At 76.4% G+C, this 18,957-nt stretch carries 19 protein-coding genes; 3 read left to right on the top strand and 16 right to left on the bottom strand.

The genetic code is table 11. The features are described from left to right. Positions 1 to 7: 7 nt before the first annotated feature. Positions 8 to 1,171 (bottom strand): M24 family metallopeptidase, encoded by a 1,164-nt coding sequence (locus ACQPX6_RS14385; RefSeq protein WP_433787993.1) that lies wholly within the window; start codon positions 1,169 to 1,171, stop codon positions 8 to 10. Positions 1,172 to 1,211: 40 nt separating this feature from the next. Between ACQPX6_RS14385 and ACQPX6_RS14380 the strand changes: the two genes are divergently transcribed. Further along, positions 1,212 to 2,240, top strand: a complete 1,029-nt coding sequence (locus ACQPX6_RS14380; protein ID WP_433787992.1) for a hypothetical protein — start codon at positions 1,212 to 1,214, stop codon at positions 2,238 to 2,240. 13 nt (positions 2,241 to 2,253) lie between these two features. Here ACQPX6_RS14380 and aroB read toward each other — a convergent pair whose 3' ends face one another. The 14 genes from aroB to ACQPX6_RS14310 all read right to left on the bottom strand — a co-directional run bounded on the left by aroB (position 2,254) and on the right by ACQPX6_RS14310 (position 16,345). Continuing rightward, a complete protein-coding gene (gene aroB, locus ACQPX6_RS14375; protein ID WP_433787991.1) occupies positions 2,254 to 3,342 on the bottom strand; it encodes a 3-dehydroquinate synthase in 1,089 nt (362 codons plus the stop codon). Beyond that, entirely contained in the window at positions 3,335 to 3,859 is a 525-nt protein-coding gene (locus tag ACQPX6_RS14370; RefSeq protein ID WP_433787990.1) for a shikimate kinase, read from the bottom strand. The genes aroB and ACQPX6_RS14370 overlap by 8 nt, the downstream gene beginning before the upstream one ends. Beyond that, on the bottom strand, positions 3,856 to 5,076 hold the full coding sequence (gene aroC / locus ACQPX6_RS14365; RefSeq protein WP_433787989.1) for a chorismate synthase: 1,221 nt from the start codon (positions 5,074 to 5,076) through the stop codon (positions 3,856 to 3,858). The genes ACQPX6_RS14370 and aroC overlap by 4 nt, the downstream gene beginning before the upstream one ends. 39 nt (positions 5,077 to 5,115) lie before the next feature. Next, positions 5,116 to 5,730, bottom strand: a complete 615-nt coding sequence (locus ACQPX6_RS14360; protein ID WP_433787988.1) for a prepilin peptidase — start codon at positions 5,728 to 5,730, stop codon at positions 5,116 to 5,118. A gap of 278 nt (positions 5,731 to 6,008) precedes the next feature. Beyond that, entirely contained in the window at positions 6,009 to 6,872 is an 864-nt protein-coding gene (locus tag ACQPX6_RS14355) for a shikimate dehydrogenase (RefSeq protein ID WP_433787987.1), read from the bottom strand. A 2-nt stretch (positions 6,873 to 6,874) separates the two neighbouring features. Next, positions 6,875 to 8,485: an endolytic transglycosylase MltG gene (locus ACQPX6_RS14350; protein ID WP_433787986.1), complete on the bottom strand. Its 1,611-nt coding sequence runs from the start codon at positions 8,483 to 8,485 to the stop codon at positions 6,875 to 6,877. A 65-nt stretch (positions 8,486 to 8,550) separates the two neighbouring features. Next, a complete protein-coding gene (ruvX, locus tag ACQPX6_RS14345; RefSeq protein ID WP_433787985.1) occupies positions 8,551 to 8,985 on the bottom strand; it encodes a Holliday junction resolvase RuvX in 435 nt (144 codons plus the stop codon). A gap of 37 nt (positions 8,986 to 9,022) precedes the next feature. Further along, a complete protein-coding gene (gene alaS, locus ACQPX6_RS14340; RefSeq protein WP_433787984.1) occupies positions 9,023 to 11,695 on the bottom strand; it encodes an alanine--tRNA ligase in 2,673 nt (890 codons plus the stop codon). Between the two features lie 77 nt (positions 11,696 to 11,772). After that, positions 11,773 to 12,081: a hypothetical protein gene (locus ACQPX6_RS14335; protein ID WP_433787983.1), complete on the bottom strand. Its 309-nt coding sequence runs from the start codon at positions 12,079 to 12,081 to the stop codon at positions 11,773 to 11,775. Next, on the bottom strand, positions 12,078 to 12,467 hold the full coding sequence (locus ACQPX6_RS14330) for a DUF948 domain-containing protein (protein ID WP_433787982.1): 390 nt from the start codon (positions 12,465 to 12,467) through the stop codon (positions 12,078 to 12,080). Before ACQPX6_RS14330 ends, ACQPX6_RS14335 begins: the two co-directional genes overlap by 4 nt. A gap of 166 nt (positions 12,468 to 12,633) precedes the next feature. Then, complete coding sequence (locus ACQPX6_RS14325) at positions 12,634 to 14,052, bottom strand: replication-associated recombination protein A (RefSeq protein WP_433787981.1); 1,419 nt, start codon at positions 14,050 to 14,052, stop codon at positions 12,634 to 12,636. Between the two features lie 19 nt (positions 14,053 to 14,071). Then, positions 14,072 to 14,482, bottom strand: coding sequence for a hypothetical protein (locus tag ACQPX6_RS14320; protein ID WP_433787980.1), 411 nt, complete (start codon positions 14,480 to 14,482; stop codon positions 14,072 to 14,074). Positions 14,483 to 14,508: 26 nt separating this feature from the next. After that, positions 14,509 to 15,390: a polysaccharide deacetylase family protein gene (locus ACQPX6_RS14315; protein WP_433787979.1), complete on the bottom strand. Its 882-nt coding sequence runs from the start codon at positions 15,388 to 15,390 to the stop codon at positions 14,509 to 14,511. Positions 15,391 to 15,400: 10 nt separating this feature from the next. Further along, the gene (locus ACQPX6_RS14310) at positions 15,401 to 16,345 is read right to left on the bottom strand and encodes an asparaginase (RefSeq protein ID WP_433787978.1); all 945 of its coding nucleotides are present in this window, start codon (positions 16,343 to 16,345) and stop codon (positions 15,401 to 15,403) included. 40 nt (positions 16,346 to 16,385) lie between these two features. On the opposite strand from ACQPX6_RS14310, the gene ACQPX6_RS14305 reads away from it, so the two are divergent. Further along, positions 16,386 to 16,865 (top strand): Lrp/AsnC family transcriptional regulator, encoded by a 480-nt coding sequence (locus tag ACQPX6_RS14305; RefSeq protein ID WP_433787977.1) that lies wholly within the window; start codon positions 16,386 to 16,388, stop codon positions 16,863 to 16,865. Then, complete coding sequence (locus ACQPX6_RS14300) at positions 16,862 to 18,031, top strand: aminotransferase class I/II-fold pyridoxal phosphate-dependent enzyme (protein WP_433787976.1); 1,170 nt, start codon at positions 16,862 to 16,864, stop codon at positions 18,029 to 18,031. The genes ACQPX6_RS14305 and ACQPX6_RS14300 overlap by 4 nt, the downstream gene beginning before the upstream one ends. Before the next feature lie 84 nt (positions 18,032 to 18,115). Here the strand turns inward: ACQPX6_RS14300 and ACQPX6_RS14295 are convergent, their stop codons facing one another. Further along, entirely contained in the window at positions 18,116 to 18,901 is a 786-nt protein-coding gene (locus tag ACQPX6_RS14295; protein ID WP_433787975.1) for an isocitrate lyase/PEP mutase family protein, read from the bottom strand. Between the last annotated feature and the right edge of the window lie 56 nt (positions 18,902 to 18,957).

Below are 18,957 nucleotides of genomic sequence, written 5' to 3'. Positions count from 1 at the left end.
CACTCTCCTACGCGTTGTGTCCGGACGGGACCTGCAGGTCCCGGGGGCTCTGGGTGAGCGGTGCGGCCCCGTCGTCGGTGACGACGAGCGTGTCCTCGATCCGGACCCCGCCCCTGCCCGCCAGGTACACGCCCGGCTCGACGGTGACCGTCATCCCCGCCCTCAGGGTAGCGGTCGCCGTCGCCGAGACCGCCGGAGCCTCGTGGATGACCAGCCCGACGCCGTGGCCGAGCCCGTGCACGAACTGCTCGCCGAACCCCGCGGCCGCGATGACGTCGCGGGCGGCCGCGTCGACGTCGCGGGTGGCGACCCCCGGCGCGAGCGCCGCCCGGCCCGTGGCGGCGGCCTCGGCGACGAGGGCGTGCAGGTCGCGCTGCCAGTCCCCGGGGACGCCGACGACCACCGTGCGCGTCATGTCCGAGTGGTAGCCGTCGACGAGCGCGCCGAAGTCCATGGTCAGCAGGTCGCCGTCGGCCAGCGGCGCGTCGGTGGGGCTGTGGTGCGGGATGGCGGCGTGGGCGCCGGTGGCCACGATCGTGGCGAACGACGGGGCCTCGGCGCCGGCCTCGCGCATGCGGTCCTCGAGGTCGCGGGCCACCTCGCGCTCGGTGCGCCCGGCCCGCAGCCCGCCCGCGGCCAGCATCCCGGCCAGCGCCGCGTCGGCCACCGCGCACGCCTGGCGCAGCGCGTCGACCTCGCCGGCGTCCTTGACCTCGCGCAGCGTCTCGACCAGGCCCGGCGCGCGCCGCAGCTCGCCGTCGGCCAGGGCCTCGCGCAGGACGTCGTGCCCGTCGACGGTGACGTGGGCGCTGTCGAACCCGACGACGCCGGCCTCCGGCCGCGCCGCGAGCAGCGCCGGCGCGCAGGCCCGCTCGACGAGCACGGGGAGGTCGGGGGTCTGCGCCGCCGCCTGCACGGTGTAGCGCCCGTCGGTGGCGAGGACGGTGCGGTCCTCGCCGTGGTCGGCGTCGTCGCCGGCGTGGACGAGCAGCGCGGCGTTCGAGCCGGTGAAGCCGGCCAGGTAGCGGACGTTGACCAGGTCGGTGACGAGCAGGGCGTCCAGCCCGGCCCCGCGCAGCAGCGCGCGCAGCGCGTCGCGGCGACGGGCGTGGCCGCCGGGCGCACGGTCCGGGCGGGCGGGCCCGGCGTCCGTCGGGGCCCCGGTGAGCATGCCCGTCAGCCTAGGTGAGGGCGGGTCGTACGGTGTCCACGTGCGTCTGCCCTCATCGGTACGCCTCCCGGCCCCGCGCCCCTGGGTCCTGCGTGCGCTCGTCCTCGGCGTGGTGTTCGGCGTCGCGCAGACGCTGTTCGTGGCCCTGCGGTCGTGGTCCCCCGACCTGCTGCGGCTGTGGAGCATCCTCCTGTTGGTCCTCGTGCTCGCCGTGGTGATCGTCTGGGCGGGCGCCGAGGTCGTGCTCGACCGCCGGCCGCCCGAGTGGTCGTGGTTCGGCGCCGCGCTGGCCGCGGCGCCCGGCGCGGGCCTGCTGAGCTGGATCCTGCTCGCCCTGTTCGTCGACGACACGGGCGTCGCCGACCTCCAGGCGGCGCTCGTCGGGCGCGCCTCGTTCACCGCGCTGCTCATCCTCGGCGGGGCGGTCATCGGGTCGCGCCTGGGCTGGCTGTCGCTGCGCCGGCACGGCGAGGGCGACGACGACCCGGCGCTGGACGCCGACGACGACGCCGTCGCCGCCCAGGCCGCGATCGACCGCGCCGACATCACCCCCGGGGCCACCGCCGACGAGCGGGCCGCGGCCGCGGCGCGGGCCGCCGCGCGGATCGGGGTGCGGCCGACGGCCGCGGGCGCCACCGGGCCGTCGGTGGCCGGCGTCCGCACGCCGGGGCGGCGCACCCCGGAGCGCGTGGGTGCCGGGGCCGGGGCGGGCGCCTCGGCCGGGCCTGAGGTCGCCGAGCGCGAGCGCATGCCCGAGGCCGCGCGCCTCGCGGGGCAGCGGCGGGCGTCGCGGGTGCGGCCGGCGTCGGCGACGACGCCGGTGTCGTCGCCCTTCGGCGCGGAGGCGTCGAGCACGTCCTCGGACGCGGCGCCCCGCGGCGACGCGCCCGAGTCCCTCGAGCCGCCGGTGGTCGCGGTCCTGCCCTCGTTCCCGGTGCCCGGGGGCCCGCTCGACCCCGAGACCCCGGCCGGGGGCAGCGCCGCGTCGGCGCCCTTGGCGTCCGACGGCGCCGGTCACGACGAGGAGCAGCCGCGCCGGCGCTTCGGCCTGCGCCGCCCGCGCGACTGAGCGGTCAGCCGGGTCAGCGGGCGAGCGCGGCGTAGGCGGCCGTGAGGTCCTCGGGGGCCGGGCCCTCGAGGCGCCCGGGCCGCGCGAGGCCGTCGAGCACGACGAAGCGCAGCATCGCCCCTCGCGACTTCTTGTCCAGCGCCATGGTGGCGACGAGCTCGTCGAACGCGTCGGCGGGATACGTCACCGGCAGCCCGACGGCCCGGAGCACCGCGGCGTGCCGGTCGGCCGTCGCGTCGTCGAGGCGCCCGGCGCGACGGGCGAGCTCCGCGGCGAACACCAGGCCCACCGACACCGCCTCGCCGTGGCGCCACCGGTAGCGCTCGCGGCGCTCGACGGCGTGGCCCAGGGTGTGGCCGTAGTTGAGGATCTCGCGCAGGTGCGACTCGCGCAGGTCGGCGGCCACCACGTCGGCCTTGACCCGGATCGAGCGGACCACGAGCTCGCCGAGGGCGTCGCCGGCCGGGTCGAGCGCGGCCTCGGGGTCGGCCTCGACGAGGTCGAGGATCGCGGGGTCGGCGATGAAGCCGGTCTTGACCACCTCGGCCAGGCCCGCGGCCAGCTCGGGACGGCTCACGGTGGTGAGGGTGTCGAGGTCGGCCACCACCGCGGCGGGCTCGTGGAACGCCCCGACGAGGTTCTTGCCGGCCGCGGTGTTGATGCCGGTCTTGCCGCCGACGGCTGCGTCGACCATCGCGAGCAGGGTGGTGGGCACGTGCACCACCCGCACGCCGCGCATCCAGCCGGCGGCGACGAAGCCGACGAGGTCGGTGGCCGCTCCCCCGCCGACCGCGACCAGCGCGTCGGAGCGCGTCACCCCCAGCCGGCCGAGCTCCTCCCAGCACCGCCCCGCCGTCGCGAGGTCCTTGCCGTCCTCGCTGTCGGGCAGCACCAGCAGGTGGACCCGCGTGCCCTGCGCCTCCAGGGCCTCGCGCACCGCGCCGGCGATGCCGGCGACGGCGGGCTGGTGGCAGACGACGACGGTGGCGGTGTCCGCCAGCGTCTCCGCGACCGCGGCGGTCACCCCGCGCCCGACGACCACGTCGTAGGGCGCGGCCGTGGCGACGGGCAGGCGCTCGAGGACGGCGCCGGCGTCAGGCACGGTCGGCCGCTTCGGGGCGCAGCGCGGCGAGGACGGCGTCGGCGACGGCCTCGGGGGCCAGGTCGTCGGTGGCGACCTCGTGGCGGGCGACGGCCCGGTAGACGGGCAGGCGCTCCTGGAGCAGCGCGGAGAACGTGGCCCGCGGGTTGACCCCGGCGAGCAGCGGGCGCGCAGTGGACAGCCCGACCCGGCGCACCCCGGCGGCCAGCCCGACCGCGAGGAACACCACGGCGTGGCCGTCGAGGAGCTCGCGGACGCCGTCGGTCATCACCGCTCCCCCGCCCAGGGCGAGCACCCCGTCGTGCGTGGCGAGGGCCTCGGCGACGGCGTCGCGCTCCATCGCGCGGAACGCCGGCTCGCCGTCGCTGAGGAAGATGTCGGCGATGACGCGGCCGGCCTTCTGCTCGACCAGGGTGTCGCTGTCGGTGAACGGGACGCCGAGGCGCTCGGCGAGCAGGGCGCCCACCGTCGACTTGCCGGCCCCGGGCGGGCCGACGAGCACCGCGACGGGGCTCACGGACGGTCCCGGTCGGTGTCGACGTCCACGAGCCGCCGCGGGTCGATCGCGGCCACGTACGCCGCGGCGTTGCGGGCGGTCTCGCGCAGCGAGTCGCCGCCGAACTTCTCCAGCGCGGCCTCGGCGAGCACGAGCGCGACCAGGGCCTCGGCGACCACGCCCGCCGCGGGGACGGCGCAGACGTCGGAGCGCTGGTGGTGCGCGGTGGTGCCCTCGCCGGTGACCACGTCGACGGTGCGCAGCGCCTTGGGCACCGTCGAGATCGGCTTCATGGCCACGCGCGCCCGCAGGGGCTCGCCGTTGGTCATGCCGCCCTCGATGCCGCCGGCGCGGTTGCTGGTGCGCGCGACCCCGGAGTCGTGGGCACCGAGCTGGATCTCGTCGTGGGCGGCGGAGCCCCGGCGGCGCGCGGTGGTGAAGCCGTCGCCGATCTCGACGCCCTTCATCGCCTGGATGCCCATGAGCGCCCCCGCGAGCCGGGCGTCGAGACGGCGGTCGGCCTGGACGTAGGAGCCGAGACCCACGGGGAGCCCGTGCGCGACGACCTCGACCACCCCGCCGAGGGTGTCACCGTCCTCCTTGGCCGCGTCGACCTCCGCCACCATCGCGTCCGTCGAGGCGTCGTCGACGGCGCGCACCGGGCTGGCGTCGATCCGCTCGCCGTCCCCCGGCATCGGGATCGCGTCGGGCGTGGCGTCGGCGGTGCCGAGGCTGACCACGTGCGAGAGCACCTCGACCCCGAGGGCCTGCGCGAGGAACGCCTTGGCCACCGCACCGAGCGCCACCTTGGCCGCCGTTTCGCGGGCGCTGGCGCGCTCGAGCACGGGGCGGGCCTCGTCGAAGTCGTACTTCGTCATACCGGCGAGGTCGGCGTGCCCGGGCCGCGGGCGGGTGAGCGGCGCGTTGCGCGCCCGGCCCTCGAGCAGCACCGGGTCGACCGGGTCGGCCGACATCACCGTCTCCCACTTCGGCCACTCGCTGTTGGCGATGCGGATGGCGATCGGACCGCCCATCGTCAGGCCGTGGCGCAGGCCCCCCGAGAGCTCGATCTCGTCGGCCTCGAACGCCATGCGCGCGCCGCGCCCGTAGCCCAGGCGTCGCCGGGCCAGCTCGGCCGACACCTCCTTCGAGCTCACCGAGACGCCCGCGACCATGCCCTCGAGCACCGCCGTCAGCGCCGCACCGTGCGATTCGCCTGCCGTCAACCACCGCAACACGCCGCCCATCGTTCCACGCCGCCGTCCGGGCCCGTCCGCTCACGGGTCGATCACCACCGTCGCGAGCGCCACCCACGACGCGGCCAGCAACGGCGGGCCGAACGGCACCGGTCCGCGGGGCCCCCGGCGCGCCAGCACCAGGGCGAGCACCCCGGCCGCCGCGAGCACCGGTGCGACGGCCAGCGCGCTCCACGCCGCCGCCGCCAGCGGGGCGCCCAGGGCCGGCGCCAGCTTCACGTCGCCGGCGCCGAGGGCACCGGGCGCCACGAGGTGCACCGCCGCGTGGGCGCCGCCGAACACCACGGCGCCGAGGAGGCCGGCGAGCACGGCCCGCGCGCCGAGCGGAAGCAGCGTCGCCAGCGCCAGCACCGTCGCCGGGCGGGTGAGGGCGTCGGGGAGGCGGCGCGCGGCGAGGTCCGTGGCGCTGCCGGCGACCACCAGCACCCCGAGCCCCAGCCACGCCGGGAGCCACGCCGGCGGCGCCGCGCCGGCCGCTACCACGCCCGCCGGCACGGCCCAGAGCACCGCGAGCGCGCCGGCGCACGGCCCGACCGCCACGAGCACCCCGCGCCGCATCCGCGCGAGCCCCGCCCGCACCGCCACCCCGACGAGCGCGCCCGCGGCCGCCGCCAGCACCACCACCCCGATCACCACGTCCTCGAGCGTGGTGGGCAGCGCTCACCGCGTCACGGATCTCCTCGCGACCCTGTGGACGCATCCGGCCGATGGGGACGGCGGACGGAGCAGCGACCCCGAGGGCGAGGCGGGTGGGTCTCGCCGACCTAGGGCGAAGATCGCGTCGAGACCGACGTCGGCGGACGCAGCGAACGACGCCTTCGCTGCCCCGGACGCAGCGAACGGCGCCTTCGCTGCACGACCCACGCGCGAGCCGTCGGTCTCGACGCGATCTTGGCGCTGTGTCGCGCCGACCCTCACGCCGGCAGCGGCAGCAGGTCCACCTCGACGGTCTCGGCCAGGGCGGCGCGCATCGCCTGGCGCGGCGCGGGGCGGCCCGTGAACTGCTCGACCTGCCCGAACGCCTGGTGCAGCAGCATGTCGAGGCCCGTGGCGACGGGGAGGCCCCGCGCCGCGGCGGCGTCGGCCAGGGGCGTCGGCCACGGGTGGTAGACCGCGTCGAGGACCACCGACCACGGCGGGAGCGCCGCGACGATGCGTTCGGCCAGTGCCGGGCCGAGGACGTCGGCCGGGGTGGTGTTGATCAGCGCCGTCGCGGTGACCAGGTCGCCGACGCCGATGTCGTCCCAGGTGACGGGGCGTCGGTTGAGGCCGTGGGCGCGGGCCACCGCAAGGGTGCCGGCGGCCCGGCCCTTGTCGCGCACCACCAGCGTCACCCTCTCGCCGCCGACCTCGTAGACGCCGGCGAGCGCGGCGCAGGCGGTGGCTCCACTGCCCAGGATGACCACGTCGGTGATCCCCGCGGCGCCGCTCGGGCCCCGGATCCCCGCCGCGCGCAGGGCGCCCGCGACGCCGTCGACGTCCGTGCAGTCGGCGACCCAGCCGCCGTCGCGGGGCACGAGCGTGTTGGCGGCGCCGACCCGCCGCGCCCGGGGGCTCACGCTCGACGCCAGCTCGAGGGCCGCGCGCTTGCCGGGCATCGTCACCGAGAGCCCGGCCCACGACGCGTCGCGCCCGGCGACGAAGCCGGGCAGCTCCTCGACGGTGCACTCGACGGCCTCGTAGGTCCAGTCGTCGAGGCCCAGCGCGGCGTACGCGGCGCGGTGGAGCACCGGGGAGCGGGAGTGGGTCACCGGTGACCCCACGACGGCGGCGCGCACGCTCAGTACACCCCGCGGGTCTGCGCGAGGCGGCGGTTCGCGTCGTGCTCCTCGGGGGTCACCGCGAAGCAGGACAGGCCGCTGTTCTCGCACTTGACGAAGTACACCCACGGCCCCGGCGTCGGCTCGAGCGCCGCGGCGAGCGCGTCCGGGCTGACCGCACCGATGGGGGTCGGGGTCAACCCGAGGTTGAGGTAGGTGTTGTACGGCCCGGGCCGCGCGCGGTCGTACGGGCTGGTCAGGAGCGTCTGGCGGTCGAGCGGGTAGTTCACGGTCGAGTCGAACTGGAGGCGCATCGGCACCGCGAGGCGGTTGACGATGACCTGCGCGACCTTGCCGAAGTCGGCGGGCACGCCCTCGCGCTCGGCCAGCGAGGCGATGATCAGCGCGTCGTACGGGTCGACGCCACGGGCCTGGGCCTCGCGCACCAGCCCGCCCGCCTCGAGGCGCGGCACCGACGCCCGCACCACCTGCGCGAGCGCCTCGCGCGCCGCGGTACCGGGCGCCAGGTCGTAGGTCCCGGGGGCCAGCAGGCCCTCGAGGCGGCGGTTCGGCTCGGCGCGCCGCACGCCCGCCAGCGCCCACGACGGCACCCCGAGCTCGGCGGGGTCGGTGTCGGCCATGGCGGCGCGCAGGTCGTCGACCGACGCGCACTGCTCGGCGCCGGACTCGTCGACGGTGCAGGTCGAGCGCGAGATCATCGACAGCACGCCCGGGACGGTGGCGTCGCCGGCGCCGACGGTGTCGTCGAGCTGGACGCCGCTGCGGATCTCGAGGCGGCCGACGCGGTTGGCCGGGTCGAGCAGCGCGTCGACGGCGCCGGCGGCCGCCATCTGGCGGCGCAGCTGGTAGAAGCCGGGCTGGATGCCGCGGCCGTCGGGGTCGTCCTCGGCCGCGTCGCCGAACGCGCGGGCGGAGGCGACGACGTCGGCGCGGGCGAGGTCGTCGCCGATCTCGCGGGTGGACGCGCCGTCGGCGACCTCGACGACCACCCGGCCGGTACCCGGGCCGTCGTAGTCGGGCGGGAAGACCACGCCGAGCAGGTCGCGCGCGAAGAAGACCCCGCCCGCGAGCGCGAGCACCAGCAGCGCCGCGATGCCCGGCCACAGCCACCGCCGCCCGTCCCGCCGCGGCGGGTCGTCGTGGCCGAGGAGCTCGGTGATGGCGTCGTCGTGGTCGTCGTCGCTGGCGCGGCGGTCGTCGCCGAGCAGCCAGCCGGCGTCCCCGTCGGAGCCGTCGGAGCGTTCGGAGCCGTCAGCGACGTCGGGGCCCGCCTCGTCCCGGGTCACGACCGTCTCGGTGACCGCCGGCTCGTCCTCGCGGTCGTCCGGGTCGTCGACCCCGGTGGCCGGCGCGGGCAGCCGCCAGGCGGCGGCGTAGTGGCGCTCGGTCTCGGCGTCGCCCTCGTGGTCGGCCTCGCGGGCACGGACGGGAGCGCGCTCGGGCGCCCGCTCGGCGCCGGGGCGCCCGGTGCCGGAGCGTCCCGCGACGGGCCGCCCCGCGCCGGCCCCGTGCCGGCCCGTGGCCGGACGCCCGGCGACGGGGCGGGTGGGCCGCCCGGTGCCCTGGCCGGTGCCCGGACGCCCTCCGGGCCGGCCGGTGCTGGGCGACATCCGGATCACCCGGCGCCCGCCCGGCGTCCCCGGCTCGGGCTCGCCCGGTCCCCCGTGACGACCCGTCACGAGGGCTCCGGGGTGCCGCCGGTCGCGCGGCGGGCGTCGAGGTGGCCCTGGAGGATCGCGACGGCCGCCGCCTGGTCGATGACGCGGCGCTGCTTGCGCCCGCGGACCCCGCGGTCGGAGAGCTGCCGGGTGGCGGTGACGGTGGTCAGCCGCTCGTCGGAGAACACGACGGGCACCTCGTGGCCGGCCGCGGTCAGCCGCTCGCGCGTGGCGGCCGCGTAGTCCTGCGCGGCCTGCGCGGCCGGGCCGTCGCGACCGGCGAGCGTGCGGGGGAGCCCCACGACCACCTCGACCACCTCGTGCTCGTCGACGAGCGCCACGAGCCGGTCCAGGTCGGTACCGGCCTCTGCATCGCGATCGAGGGTAACGAGCGGCGTCGCGAGCACCCCGCCGGGATCGGACAGGGCGATCCCGACGCGCACGCTGCCCACGTCGACACCCAGACGGCGTCCCCCCGACGGCCCCGAGTCAGGCACCGGCCCGGGACACCTCCGCGCGCAGCACCGCGACGGCGTCGTCGATGCCGGCCACGCCGCTGCCGCCGCCCTGGGCCAGGTCCGGCTTGCCCCCGCCGCGCCCGCCGACCGCGGGCGCGAACGCCTTGACGAGGTCGCCGGCGGCGAGGCCGCGCTCGCGGGCCCCCTCGGTGGTGGCGACGACGAAGGACACCTTCTCGCCGTCGGGGGCGAAGAGCGCCACGACGCCGGGCCGGCCCTGCAGGCGCCCGCGGACGTCGCCCGCGAGCGAGCGCAGGTCGCCGGCGCCGACGCCCTCGGGCGTGCGGGTGGCCACCAGCGCGATGCCGCCGACGTCCTCGGCGCCCTCGGCCAGCGCGCCGGCCGACGACAGCACCTCGCGGGCGCGGACGGCCTCGAGCTCCTTCTCGGCGGCGCGCAGGCGCTCGACGATGCCCGAGACCCGCTCGGGCAGCTCCTCGCTGGGCGTCTTGAGCTGCTCGCTGAGCTGGTTGACCAGCACGTGCTCGCGGTTGAGGTACCGGAACGCGTCGAGCCCGACGAGCGCCTCGACGCGCCGGACCCCGCTGCCGATCGAGCCCTCGGTGAGGATCTTGACCATGCCGAGCTCGCCGGTGCGCGCGACGTGCGTGCCGCCGCAGAGCTCGCGGGAGTACTCCCCCATGTCGACCACGCGCACCTGGTCGCCGTACTTCTCGCCGAAGAGCATCATGGCGCCGAGCTCACGCGCCCGGTCCATCGTCGTGACGTACCAGTCGACGTCGCGGTCCTCCTGCAGGATCGTGTTGACCTCGTCCTCGACCTCGAGCAGCAGCGAGGCCGGGATGGCGCCCGTGGGCGACGTGAAGTCGAAGCGCAGGCGGCCCGGCGCGTTGAGCGACCCGGCCTGGGCGGCGGCCGGCCCGAGGGCGTTGCGCACGCCGGCGTGCACCAGGTGCGTGCCGGTGTGCGCGCGGGCGATGGCGGTGCGGCGGGCGACGTCGACCTCGGCGTCCGCGGCCGTGTCGAGGCCGACCGTGCCGTGGGTGACGACGCCGCGGTGGATGCGCAGCCCGGGCACCGGCAGCTGCACGTCGTCGACGCGCACCGTGCCGTCGGCGGTGCGGATCGTGCCGGAGTCGGGCTGCTGACCGCCGGACTCGCCGTAGAACGGGGTGTTGTCCAGGACGACCTCGACGGCGTCGCCCTCGCGCGCGGACGGCACCGGCTGCCCGTCGACGAGCAGGCCGACGATCCGCGCGGCGGCCTGCAGGTCGGTGTAGCCGAGGAACTCGCCGGGCGGGTGGGCCTCGAGCAGGCGCCGGTACACCGAGTGGTCGGCGCTGCCCTGCTTGCGGCTCTTCGCGTCGGCCTTCGCGCGGGCGCGCTGCTGGTCCATCAGCGACCGGAACGCGCCCTCGTCGACGTCGAGGCCGGCCTCGGCGGCCATCTCGAGGGTGAGGTCGATCGGGAACCCGTAGGTGTCGTGCAGGACGAACGCGTCGTCGCCCGACAGCGTGGAGAGCCCGGCGGCGCGGGTGTTGGTGACGGCGTCGTCGAACAGCCGCGAGCCGGTGGTGAGCGTCGCGAGGAACGCCTCCTCCTCGGCGCGCATCACCGAGACGATGCGCTCGAAGTCGGTGACCAGCTCGGGGTACGACGGCCCCATCGCGTCGCGGACCACCGCGGTGAGGTCGGCGAGCACCGGCTGGGTGATGCCGAGCAGGCGGGCGTTGCGCACGACCCGGCGCAGCAGGCGGCGCAGCACGTAGCCGCGGCCCTCGTTGCCGGGGATCACCCCGTCGCCGATGATCATCGTGCCGGTGCGGATGTGGTCGGCGATGACGCGGAAGCGCACCCCGTCCTCGGCGCTGCCCTCGTCGTACGAGCGGCCCGAGAGCTCCTGGACGCGGTCGATCGTGGGGCGCAGCAGGTCGGTCTCGTAGACGTTCTCGACGCCTTGGAGGAGGAACGCGACGCGCTCGACGCCGAGCCCGGTGTCGATGTTCTTCTGCGGCAGCTCGCCGATCGGCTCGGCCCCGTACTTCGGGCTCTCGTCACCCCGCACGTCCTGCATGAAGACGAGGTTCCAGATCTCGAGGTAGCGGTCCTCGTCGGCGACCGGCCCGCCCTCGGCGCCGAACTCCGGCCCGCGGTCGTAGTAGATCTCCGAGCACGGGCCGCCGGGTCCGGGCACGCCCATGTCCCAGTAGTTGTCGAGGCCGTCGCGGCGCTGGATGCGCTCGCGCGGCAGGCCCGCGACCTCCTGCCACAGGCGCTCGGCCTCGTCGTCGTTCTCGAAGACGGTGACCCAGATGCGCTCGGGATCGAAGCCGAACCCGCCGTCCTCCAGGCTCCCGGTGACCAGCGACCAGGCGTGGCGGATCGCGCCTTCCTTGAAGTAGTCGCCGAACGAGAAGTTGCCCGCCATCTGGAAGAACGTGTTGTGGCGGGTGGTGTGGCCGACGTTCTCGATGTCGCCGGTGCGCACGCACTTCTGGATCGACGTCGCCGTGTCGTAGGGCGCCGGGGCGTCGCCGAGGAAGTACGGCTTGAACTGGACCATCCCCGCGTTGACGAACAGCAGGGTCGGGTCGTCGAGGATCAGCGAGGCGCTGGGGACGGGCGTGTGGCCGGCGTGCTCGAAGTGCGCGAGGAAGCGTCGGCGGATCTCGTGGGTCTGCATGTCCTGCTCGGGTGGTGCGGGTGGGGGCGCTGCGGTCGAGCGGTGGCGCGGGGTCGGGCGGGTCTGTCTCAGCGGGCTCAGCGGGCGTGCGAGGCCCCGCGCCGGGGCGCTCGCGCGTGGCGGGCCGACGGCGACGGCGCCGGGTCGGGGCGCACGGGGATCTCCGTGGTCTCCTCGACCATCGCGTACAGCTCCTCGGAGCGCTCGTTCATGCCCGCGCGGACCTCCGCGCCGAACGCGCCGAGCCCGGCGCCGAGCTCGCGCAGGCCCTCGCCGAGGCTGGTGCCGATGCCCGAGGGCGTGGCCTTCTGGGTGAGCTCGTTGACCTTGCGGGTGGCGGAGACGCCGACGGCGACGCCCACCCCGACCCAGAACAGACGCTTCATGCGCGGCGACTCCGCTTCGACTCCTTCGACGCGGCCTTGAGCTGCCGGGCCTGCTGGGCCTTGCGCAGCCCGTAGGACAGCGCGGCGACCTTGACCAGCGGGCCGCCGAGCGTCGCCGTGAACAGCGTGGTCAGCGCCTTGGTGTTGGCCGCGACGGCCTGGGCGCTGGCGGTGACGCCGTCGACGCGCTCGAGCTGGGTGTTGACCGTGGTCAGCGTGACCCCGGCGTCCGAGAGCAACGGCTCGGTGCCCTCGTGGGCCTTGCGGATCGCGATCGTGGCCTCGTCGAGCGTGCGCCCGAGCTTGAGCAGCGGGATGGCGAGCAGCACCACCAGGATCACGAACGCCACCGCGGCGACGATCGCCGCGAGCTGGCCGACCGACACGGGTCCTCCTCGGGTGCTGGGTGCGGTACAGGTCCCCGGACCGCCGCCCGGCGACACCACCCGGGGGTGGGGACACCGGACGACACCTGGCGCAGGTGGCGGCAGGTTACCGTGCGGCCGCGAGGCCGTTCGGGGGCCCGGTGATCGTCCGGGCGCCCCGGGTGCGTCAGCCCCCCGGCGCGCCCCGCACGACCTCGCGCAGGCGGGCGAGGCGCTCGGCGCGGGCGCGCTCGTCGCCGCGGCCGCCGGGGCGGTAGTAGTCGCGGCCGACCAGCTCGTCGGGCGGGTACTGCTGGGTGACGACGCCGGCGCGGTCGGCGTGCGGGTAGACGTAGCCCACCGCGTTGCCCTGGGCCGCGGCGCCCGCGTAGTGCCCGTCGCGCAGGTGCGGCGGCACGGGCCCGGCCGCGCCGGTGCGCACGTCGCCCATGGCCTCGTCGATCGCGGTGATCACGGCGTTGGACTTCGGGGCCGTCGCGAGGTGGATCGTCACCTGCGCGAGGTTGATGCGCGCCTCCGGGAGCCCGATGAGCGCGACGGCCTGCGCGGCGGCGACCGCCGCGGGCAGGGCGGTGGGGTCGGCGAGGCCGATGTCCTCGCTGGCGTGCACCACCAGGCGCCGGGCGATGAACCGCGGGTCCTCCCCCGCGACGATCATGCGCGCGAGGTAGTGCAGCGCGGCGTCGGGGTCGGAGCCGCGGATCGACTTGATGAACGCCGAGATGACGTCGTAGTGCTGGTCGCCGGCGCGGTCGTAGCGCACGGCGACCTCGTCGACGACGCGCTCGACGTCGGCGAGGGTGACCTCGCCGACGTTGCCGACCGCGTCGGCGGCCGCCTCCAGCGCGGTGAGCGAGCGGCGCCCATCGCCGGCGGCGAGGCGCACCAGGTGCGCGCGGGCGTCGGGGTGCAGGGTCACCGCGCCGCCGAGGCCGCGCGGGTCGGCCACGGCCCGGTCGAGCAGGGTGCCGACGGCCTCGTCGTCGAGGGCGTGCAGCCCGAGGACCAGCGAGCGCGACAGCAGCGGCGCCACCACGGAGAAGCTCGGGTTCTCCGTCGTGGCGCCCACGAGCAGCACCACGCGGTCCTCCACCGCGGCGAGCAGCGCGTCCTGCTGGGTGCGCGAGAACCGGTGGATCTCGTCGATGAACAGCACCGTGCGCCGCGGCTCGGCGGCCGCGAGGCGGCGGCGCGCGACCTCGATGACCCCGCGCACCTCCTTGACCCCGGCGTTGAGCGCGCTCAGGGCCTCGAACGCCCGCCCCGTGGCGTGCGAGATGAGCCGCGCCAGCGTCGTCTTGCCCGTGCCCGGCGGCCCGTGGAGCACCACCGACGCCGGCGCCGCGCCCTCGACCAGGCGCCGCAGCGGGGCGCCGGGGGCGAGCAGGTGGTCCTGGCCGACGACCTCGTCGAGGCTCGCCGGGCGCATCCGGACCGCCAGCGGCGTGCCGTCGCCCCTATCGGCGTGCTCCCCTGATGGGGCCGGGCGGTCGTCCACGACGCCGCGCGTCACCGGGCGGTCGGGATCCGGGCCGGTGACCGGCGCCTCCGGCACCGCGACCTCGAACAGCCCGTCCTCGCCCATGCCCCGCACGGTAGCGAGGTCAGCCGACGCTCCACCCCGCGCCGGTCCGGGGGACCACGTCCACGGGGACGCCCCGCTGGGCCGTGAGCCGCCGCGGCCGCCCCGGGTCGGGGCCGGCGAGGAGCAGCGGGCCGTCGCGGTGCAGCGCCGCCACCGACACGCGCACGACGGCGTCGGCGAGGTCGAGGCCCTCGGCGGGCTCCGCGAGCCGGTGCAGCAGGCCCGGGCGGGCCGCCCGCGCCCGGGCGACGACCTCGTCGAGCGACGCCGCCGGCGCGAGGGCGCCCGCCGGCCCGGCGACCGTGTAGCCCCCCGCCCACGACCCCACCCGCCAGCGCAGCGGGGCGAGCGCGCGGGTGAGGGCGGCGGCGAGCCGCCGGGACGCGCCGGGGTCGGGCGGGCCCACCGTGTCCTCCCACGGCGCGCGCACCCGCCCCGACCCGCAGGCCCCGCACATCAGCGCTGCCGCGGCGAGCGCGCGACGAAGTCCTGGGCGATCTCGTCGAACGTCACCCAGCGCACCCCGTCGTGCCCGTTGATGTGCTCGATGAGCCGCTCGAGGGCCAGCAGCACCTGCGGACGGCCGGAGACGTCCGGGTGGATCGTCATCGTGAACGCCGCGTAGTCGCACTCGCGGTGGGTCCAGTCGAACTGGTCGCGCCACATCTGCTCGATGTCGCGCGGGTTGACGAAGCCGTGGCTGTTCGGGCTGCCCTTGATGAACATCATCGGCGGCAGGTCGTCCAGGTACCAGTTCGCCGGGATCTCGACGAGGTCGGTCTCCTCGCCCCGCTCGAGCGGCTTCATCCAGGTCTCGGCGGGCTGGTCGTAGTCGATCGGGGTCCACGAGTCGCCGACGCGCACGTAGTACGGGGTGACGTCGCGGTGCATCAGCGAGTGGTCGTAGCGGATGCCGCGGTCGAGCAGGATCTCGTTGGTGACGCGGCTGAACTCCCACCACGGCGCGACGTATCCGGTGGGCCGGCGCCCGCTGCGGCGCTCGATGAGCTCGACGCAGTAGTCGAGGATCGTCTCCTCCTGCTCGCGGCTCATGGCCAGCGGGTTCTCGTGGCTGTAGCCGTGCACGCCGATCTCGTGGCCGGCGGCCACGCAGGCGTCGAACTCGTCGGGGAACGTCTCCACCGAGTGCCCGGGCCAGAAGAACGTCTGGGTCACGTCGTGGCGGCGGAACAGCTCCACGAGACGCGGGACGCCGACCTCGCCGGCGAACAGCCCCCGCGAGATGTCGTCGGGCGAGTCCTGCCCGCCGTACGAGCCGAGCCAGCCGGCGACGGCGTCCACGTCGACGCCGAACGCGACGAAGATTTCCTTGGCCACGGGTCCTCCCTCAGGTCAGGTGCTCGTCGAGGAGTGCCCGCGCTTCGGCCGGGTCAGCCGCGAGCGCGAGGCCGAGCAGGATCCGCGCCTGCCACGGGCTCAGGTCGCCGGCCAGCAGCGCGCCGCGGTCGACCAGCGCGCCGCCGCCGGCCGCGTAGCGCGGCGAGACCGGCCCCTCGGGGACCCGGGACGCGACGAGCACGGTCACGCCGGACCCGACGGCCTCCCCCACCGCGTCGACGACGTCCGGGGCCGCGTTGCCGATACCGACGGCGGCGAGCACGACACCGCGGGCGCCGGCCGCGACGGCGGCGCGCAGCAGGGTCCCGTCGGCGCCGTGGTGGGCGGCGACGACGTCGACCCGCGGCGGCTCGCCGGCCACCAGCGGCAGGGCGCGGCGGCGGACAGGGTGGGCGACGCGCCGGACCGTCCCGTCGACCGCGCGGTGCACGACCGGCCCGCGGAAGGCGCCCGCGGCGAGCGTGTGGCGCTTGGCGACGCCCCGCGCCGCGAACGCCTCGCCGTCGAAGCACACGAGCACGCCGTCACCGCGCGTCGCGGGGTCGGCGGCGAGGGTGAGCGCGGCCCGGAGGTTGGCCGGCCCGTCGGCGCCGGGCTCGTCGGCGGCGCGCTGGGCGCCGGTCAGGACGACGGGGCGCCGGTCGTCGAGCAGCAGGTCCAGGCCGTAGGCGCTCTCCTCCATGGTGTCGGTGCCGTGGGTGACGACGACGCCGTCGGCGCCCGCCTCGAGGGCCTCGGCCACCGCGGTGCGCAGGCGCCGCAGGTCGTCCCACCCCATGGCGAAGCTCCCGGCGGTGGCGAGGTCGGTGACCGTGACGTCGGCCGTGACGCCGGCGTCGGCCAGCAGCGCCGCGCCGTCGCGGGCGGCCGCGAGCGGGCCGGGGAAGCCCGTGCTGGCGATGGTGCCGCCGGTGGCGACGAGGTGGACGGGCATCGGGGGCCTCCGCGGTGGACGACGACTAGGGTCCTTCCCCATGCACGAGATCCTCACCGTGCTCGAGGCGGACGCCCGCGCGACGCCCGAGCGCATCGCGGCCCTCACGGGCATCGCCGAGGATGAGGTGCGCGCGGCGATCGCGGCGTGGGAGGCCGACGGGGTGATCCGCCGGTACAAGGCGGTGATCGACCGGGACCGCCTGGGCGACGGCCGGGTGACGGCGTTCGTCGACGTCACCGTGGCGCCGGAGCGGGGCAGCGGGTTCGACGACGTGGCCGAGCGGATCGCGCGGTTCCGCGAGATCCGGGCCGTGCACCTGGTGTCCGGGGCGCAGGACCTGCGGGTCGAGGTGGTGGGTGCCTCGATGAAGGAGGTCGCCGACTTCGTCGCCCAGCGCCTCTCGGGCGTCGACCGGGTCACGGCGACGAGCACCCACTTCCTGCTGCGCCGGTACAAGGACGACGGGCAGCTGCTCACCGACCCCGAGCCCGACCAGCGTCTGTCGATCACCCCGTGACGCCGCCCCGCAAGCCGCTCTCGCGGGTGGTCGAGGCGTGCCCGCCCTCGGGCATCCGGAAGTTCTTCGACCTCGCCCAGACGATGTCGGGCGTCATCTCCCTCGGCGTCGGCGAGCCCGACTTCCCCACCCCCTGGGGCGTGCGCGAGACCGCGATCCACGCGCTGACCCGGGGCGCGACGACGTACACCAGCAACTCGGGGCTGCTGGAGCTGCGCGAGCTGGTGTGCGCCGACCTCGCCGGCCGCTGCGGGGTCACCTACCGGCCCGCCGACGAGTGCCTGGTGACTTCGGGGGTGTCCGAGGGGCTCGACCTCGCCCTGCGCGCGCTGATCAACCCCGGCGACGAGGTGATCGTCCCCGAGCCCTGCTACGTGGCCTACCAGCCGTGCGTGGCGTTCGCGGGCGGCGTGCCGGTGCCCGTGGCCATGGACCCGGCGGAGGGCTACCGGCTCGACGCCGACCGCATCGCCGCCGCCGTCACCCCGCGCACGAAGGCGGTGCTGTTCGGCTCGCCGTCGAACCCGACCGGGGCGGCCCAGTCGGCCGACGACCTGACCGCGCTCGCCGCGCTGGCCGAGCGCGAGGACTTCTGGCTGGTCAGCGACGAGATCTACGACCGCCTGACCTACACCGGCACCCACACCAGCACCGCGGCCGTCCCGGGGGCCTGGGACCGCACGGTGCTGCTGGGCGGGTTCTCGAAGTCGTACGCGATGACCGGCTGGCGGGTGGGCTACGTCTGCGCGCCGGGGCCGCTGGCGGCGCTGATGCACCGCATCCACCAGTACACGATGCTCTGCGCCCCCCACGTCAGCCAGGTGGCCGCGGTCGAGGCGCTGCGCAGCGCCGAGCCCGACGTCGCCGAGATGGTCGCCGACTACGACCGCCGCCGCCGGCTGTTCGTCAAGGGCCTCGACGAGCTCGGGCTGACGTGCCCGGAGCCGGGCGGCGCGTTCTACGCGTTCCCCTCGATCCGGGCCAGCGGGCTGTCGTCGCAGGACTTCGCCGAGCAGCTGCTGAACGAGCAGAAGGTGGCCGTCGTCCCCGGCGACGTCTTCGGCCCGTCGGGCGAGGGCCACGTGCGCTGCTCCTACGCCACCGCGCTCCCCCTGCTCGAGCAGGCCCTGGAGCGGATGGGCACGTTCCTCGCCTCCCGTACGTGATGGGGTGACCACCGGAGCGCGCCGGAGGTCGGTAGGCAGCGCGACGCAGGAGCGCTGACTACCGGACCTCCTTGGCGCGACAGGCTAGTTGAGCTTGCGCGTGCCCTCGGGGAGGCCGCCGCCGGCGTAGGCGTCCTCGGCCAGGGACGCCAGGGCCGTGAGCGCGACGTTCTGGCTCCACGGGCCGAAGGACACGCGGGCCACGCCCAGCTCGCCGAGGCGGCGCGTGCTCGGCATCCCCGGCACGCCGATGACGTTGACCTTGCGCTCCCCCAGCGCGTCGACCAGCGCCCGGATCGTGTCCTCGTCGAGCTTGCCGGGCACGAAGAACGACGTCGCCCCGGCCTCGAGGTAGGCGCGGCCGCGGGCGATCGCGTCGTCGAGGATCTCCTGCGGGTCGCGGCCCCCGCCCCGGACCCAGGCGTCGGTGCGGGCGTTGAGCGCGAACGGCACGCCCGCCTTCTCGCCCGCGGCGACGGCGTCCTCGACGGCGCGCACCGCCTCGGACAGCGGCTTGAGCTGGTCCTCGAGGTTGGCGCCGACGACGCCGACGTCGATGGCGCGGGCGATCGTGCCGCCCGGGTCGCCGTAGCCGGCCTCGAGGTCGGCGGTCACCGGCAGCTCGGTCTGGCGCGCGATGAGCCCGACCTCGGCGATCATCTCGTCGCGCGGGATCACCTCGCCGTCGGGGAACCCGCGCGCGGCCGCGATGCCGTGGCTCGCGGTGGCCAGCGCCCTCGTCCCCGGCGTGTTCGCGACGGTCGTCGCGGTGATCGCGTCCCACACGTTGACGACCACGAGCAGCTCGGGGTCGCTGTGCAGACGCTGCAGTTCCTGGGCCCTGGTGATGGTGCTGTCGGCGGTGCTCATGTCTCCGTCGTACCCCTCCCGGCGGCGCACCTAGGTGATCGGGTCACTTACCGCTG

The organism is Actinomycetospora sp. CA-101289 (genome assembly GCF_050955895.1).
Lineage (GTDB): Bacteria > Actinomycetota > Actinomycetes > Mycobacteriales > Pseudonocardiaceae > Actinomycetospora.
The sequence above is the reverse complement of the archived record's forward strand: the minus strand, read 5'-3'. Positions and strand labels throughout refer to the sequence as shown.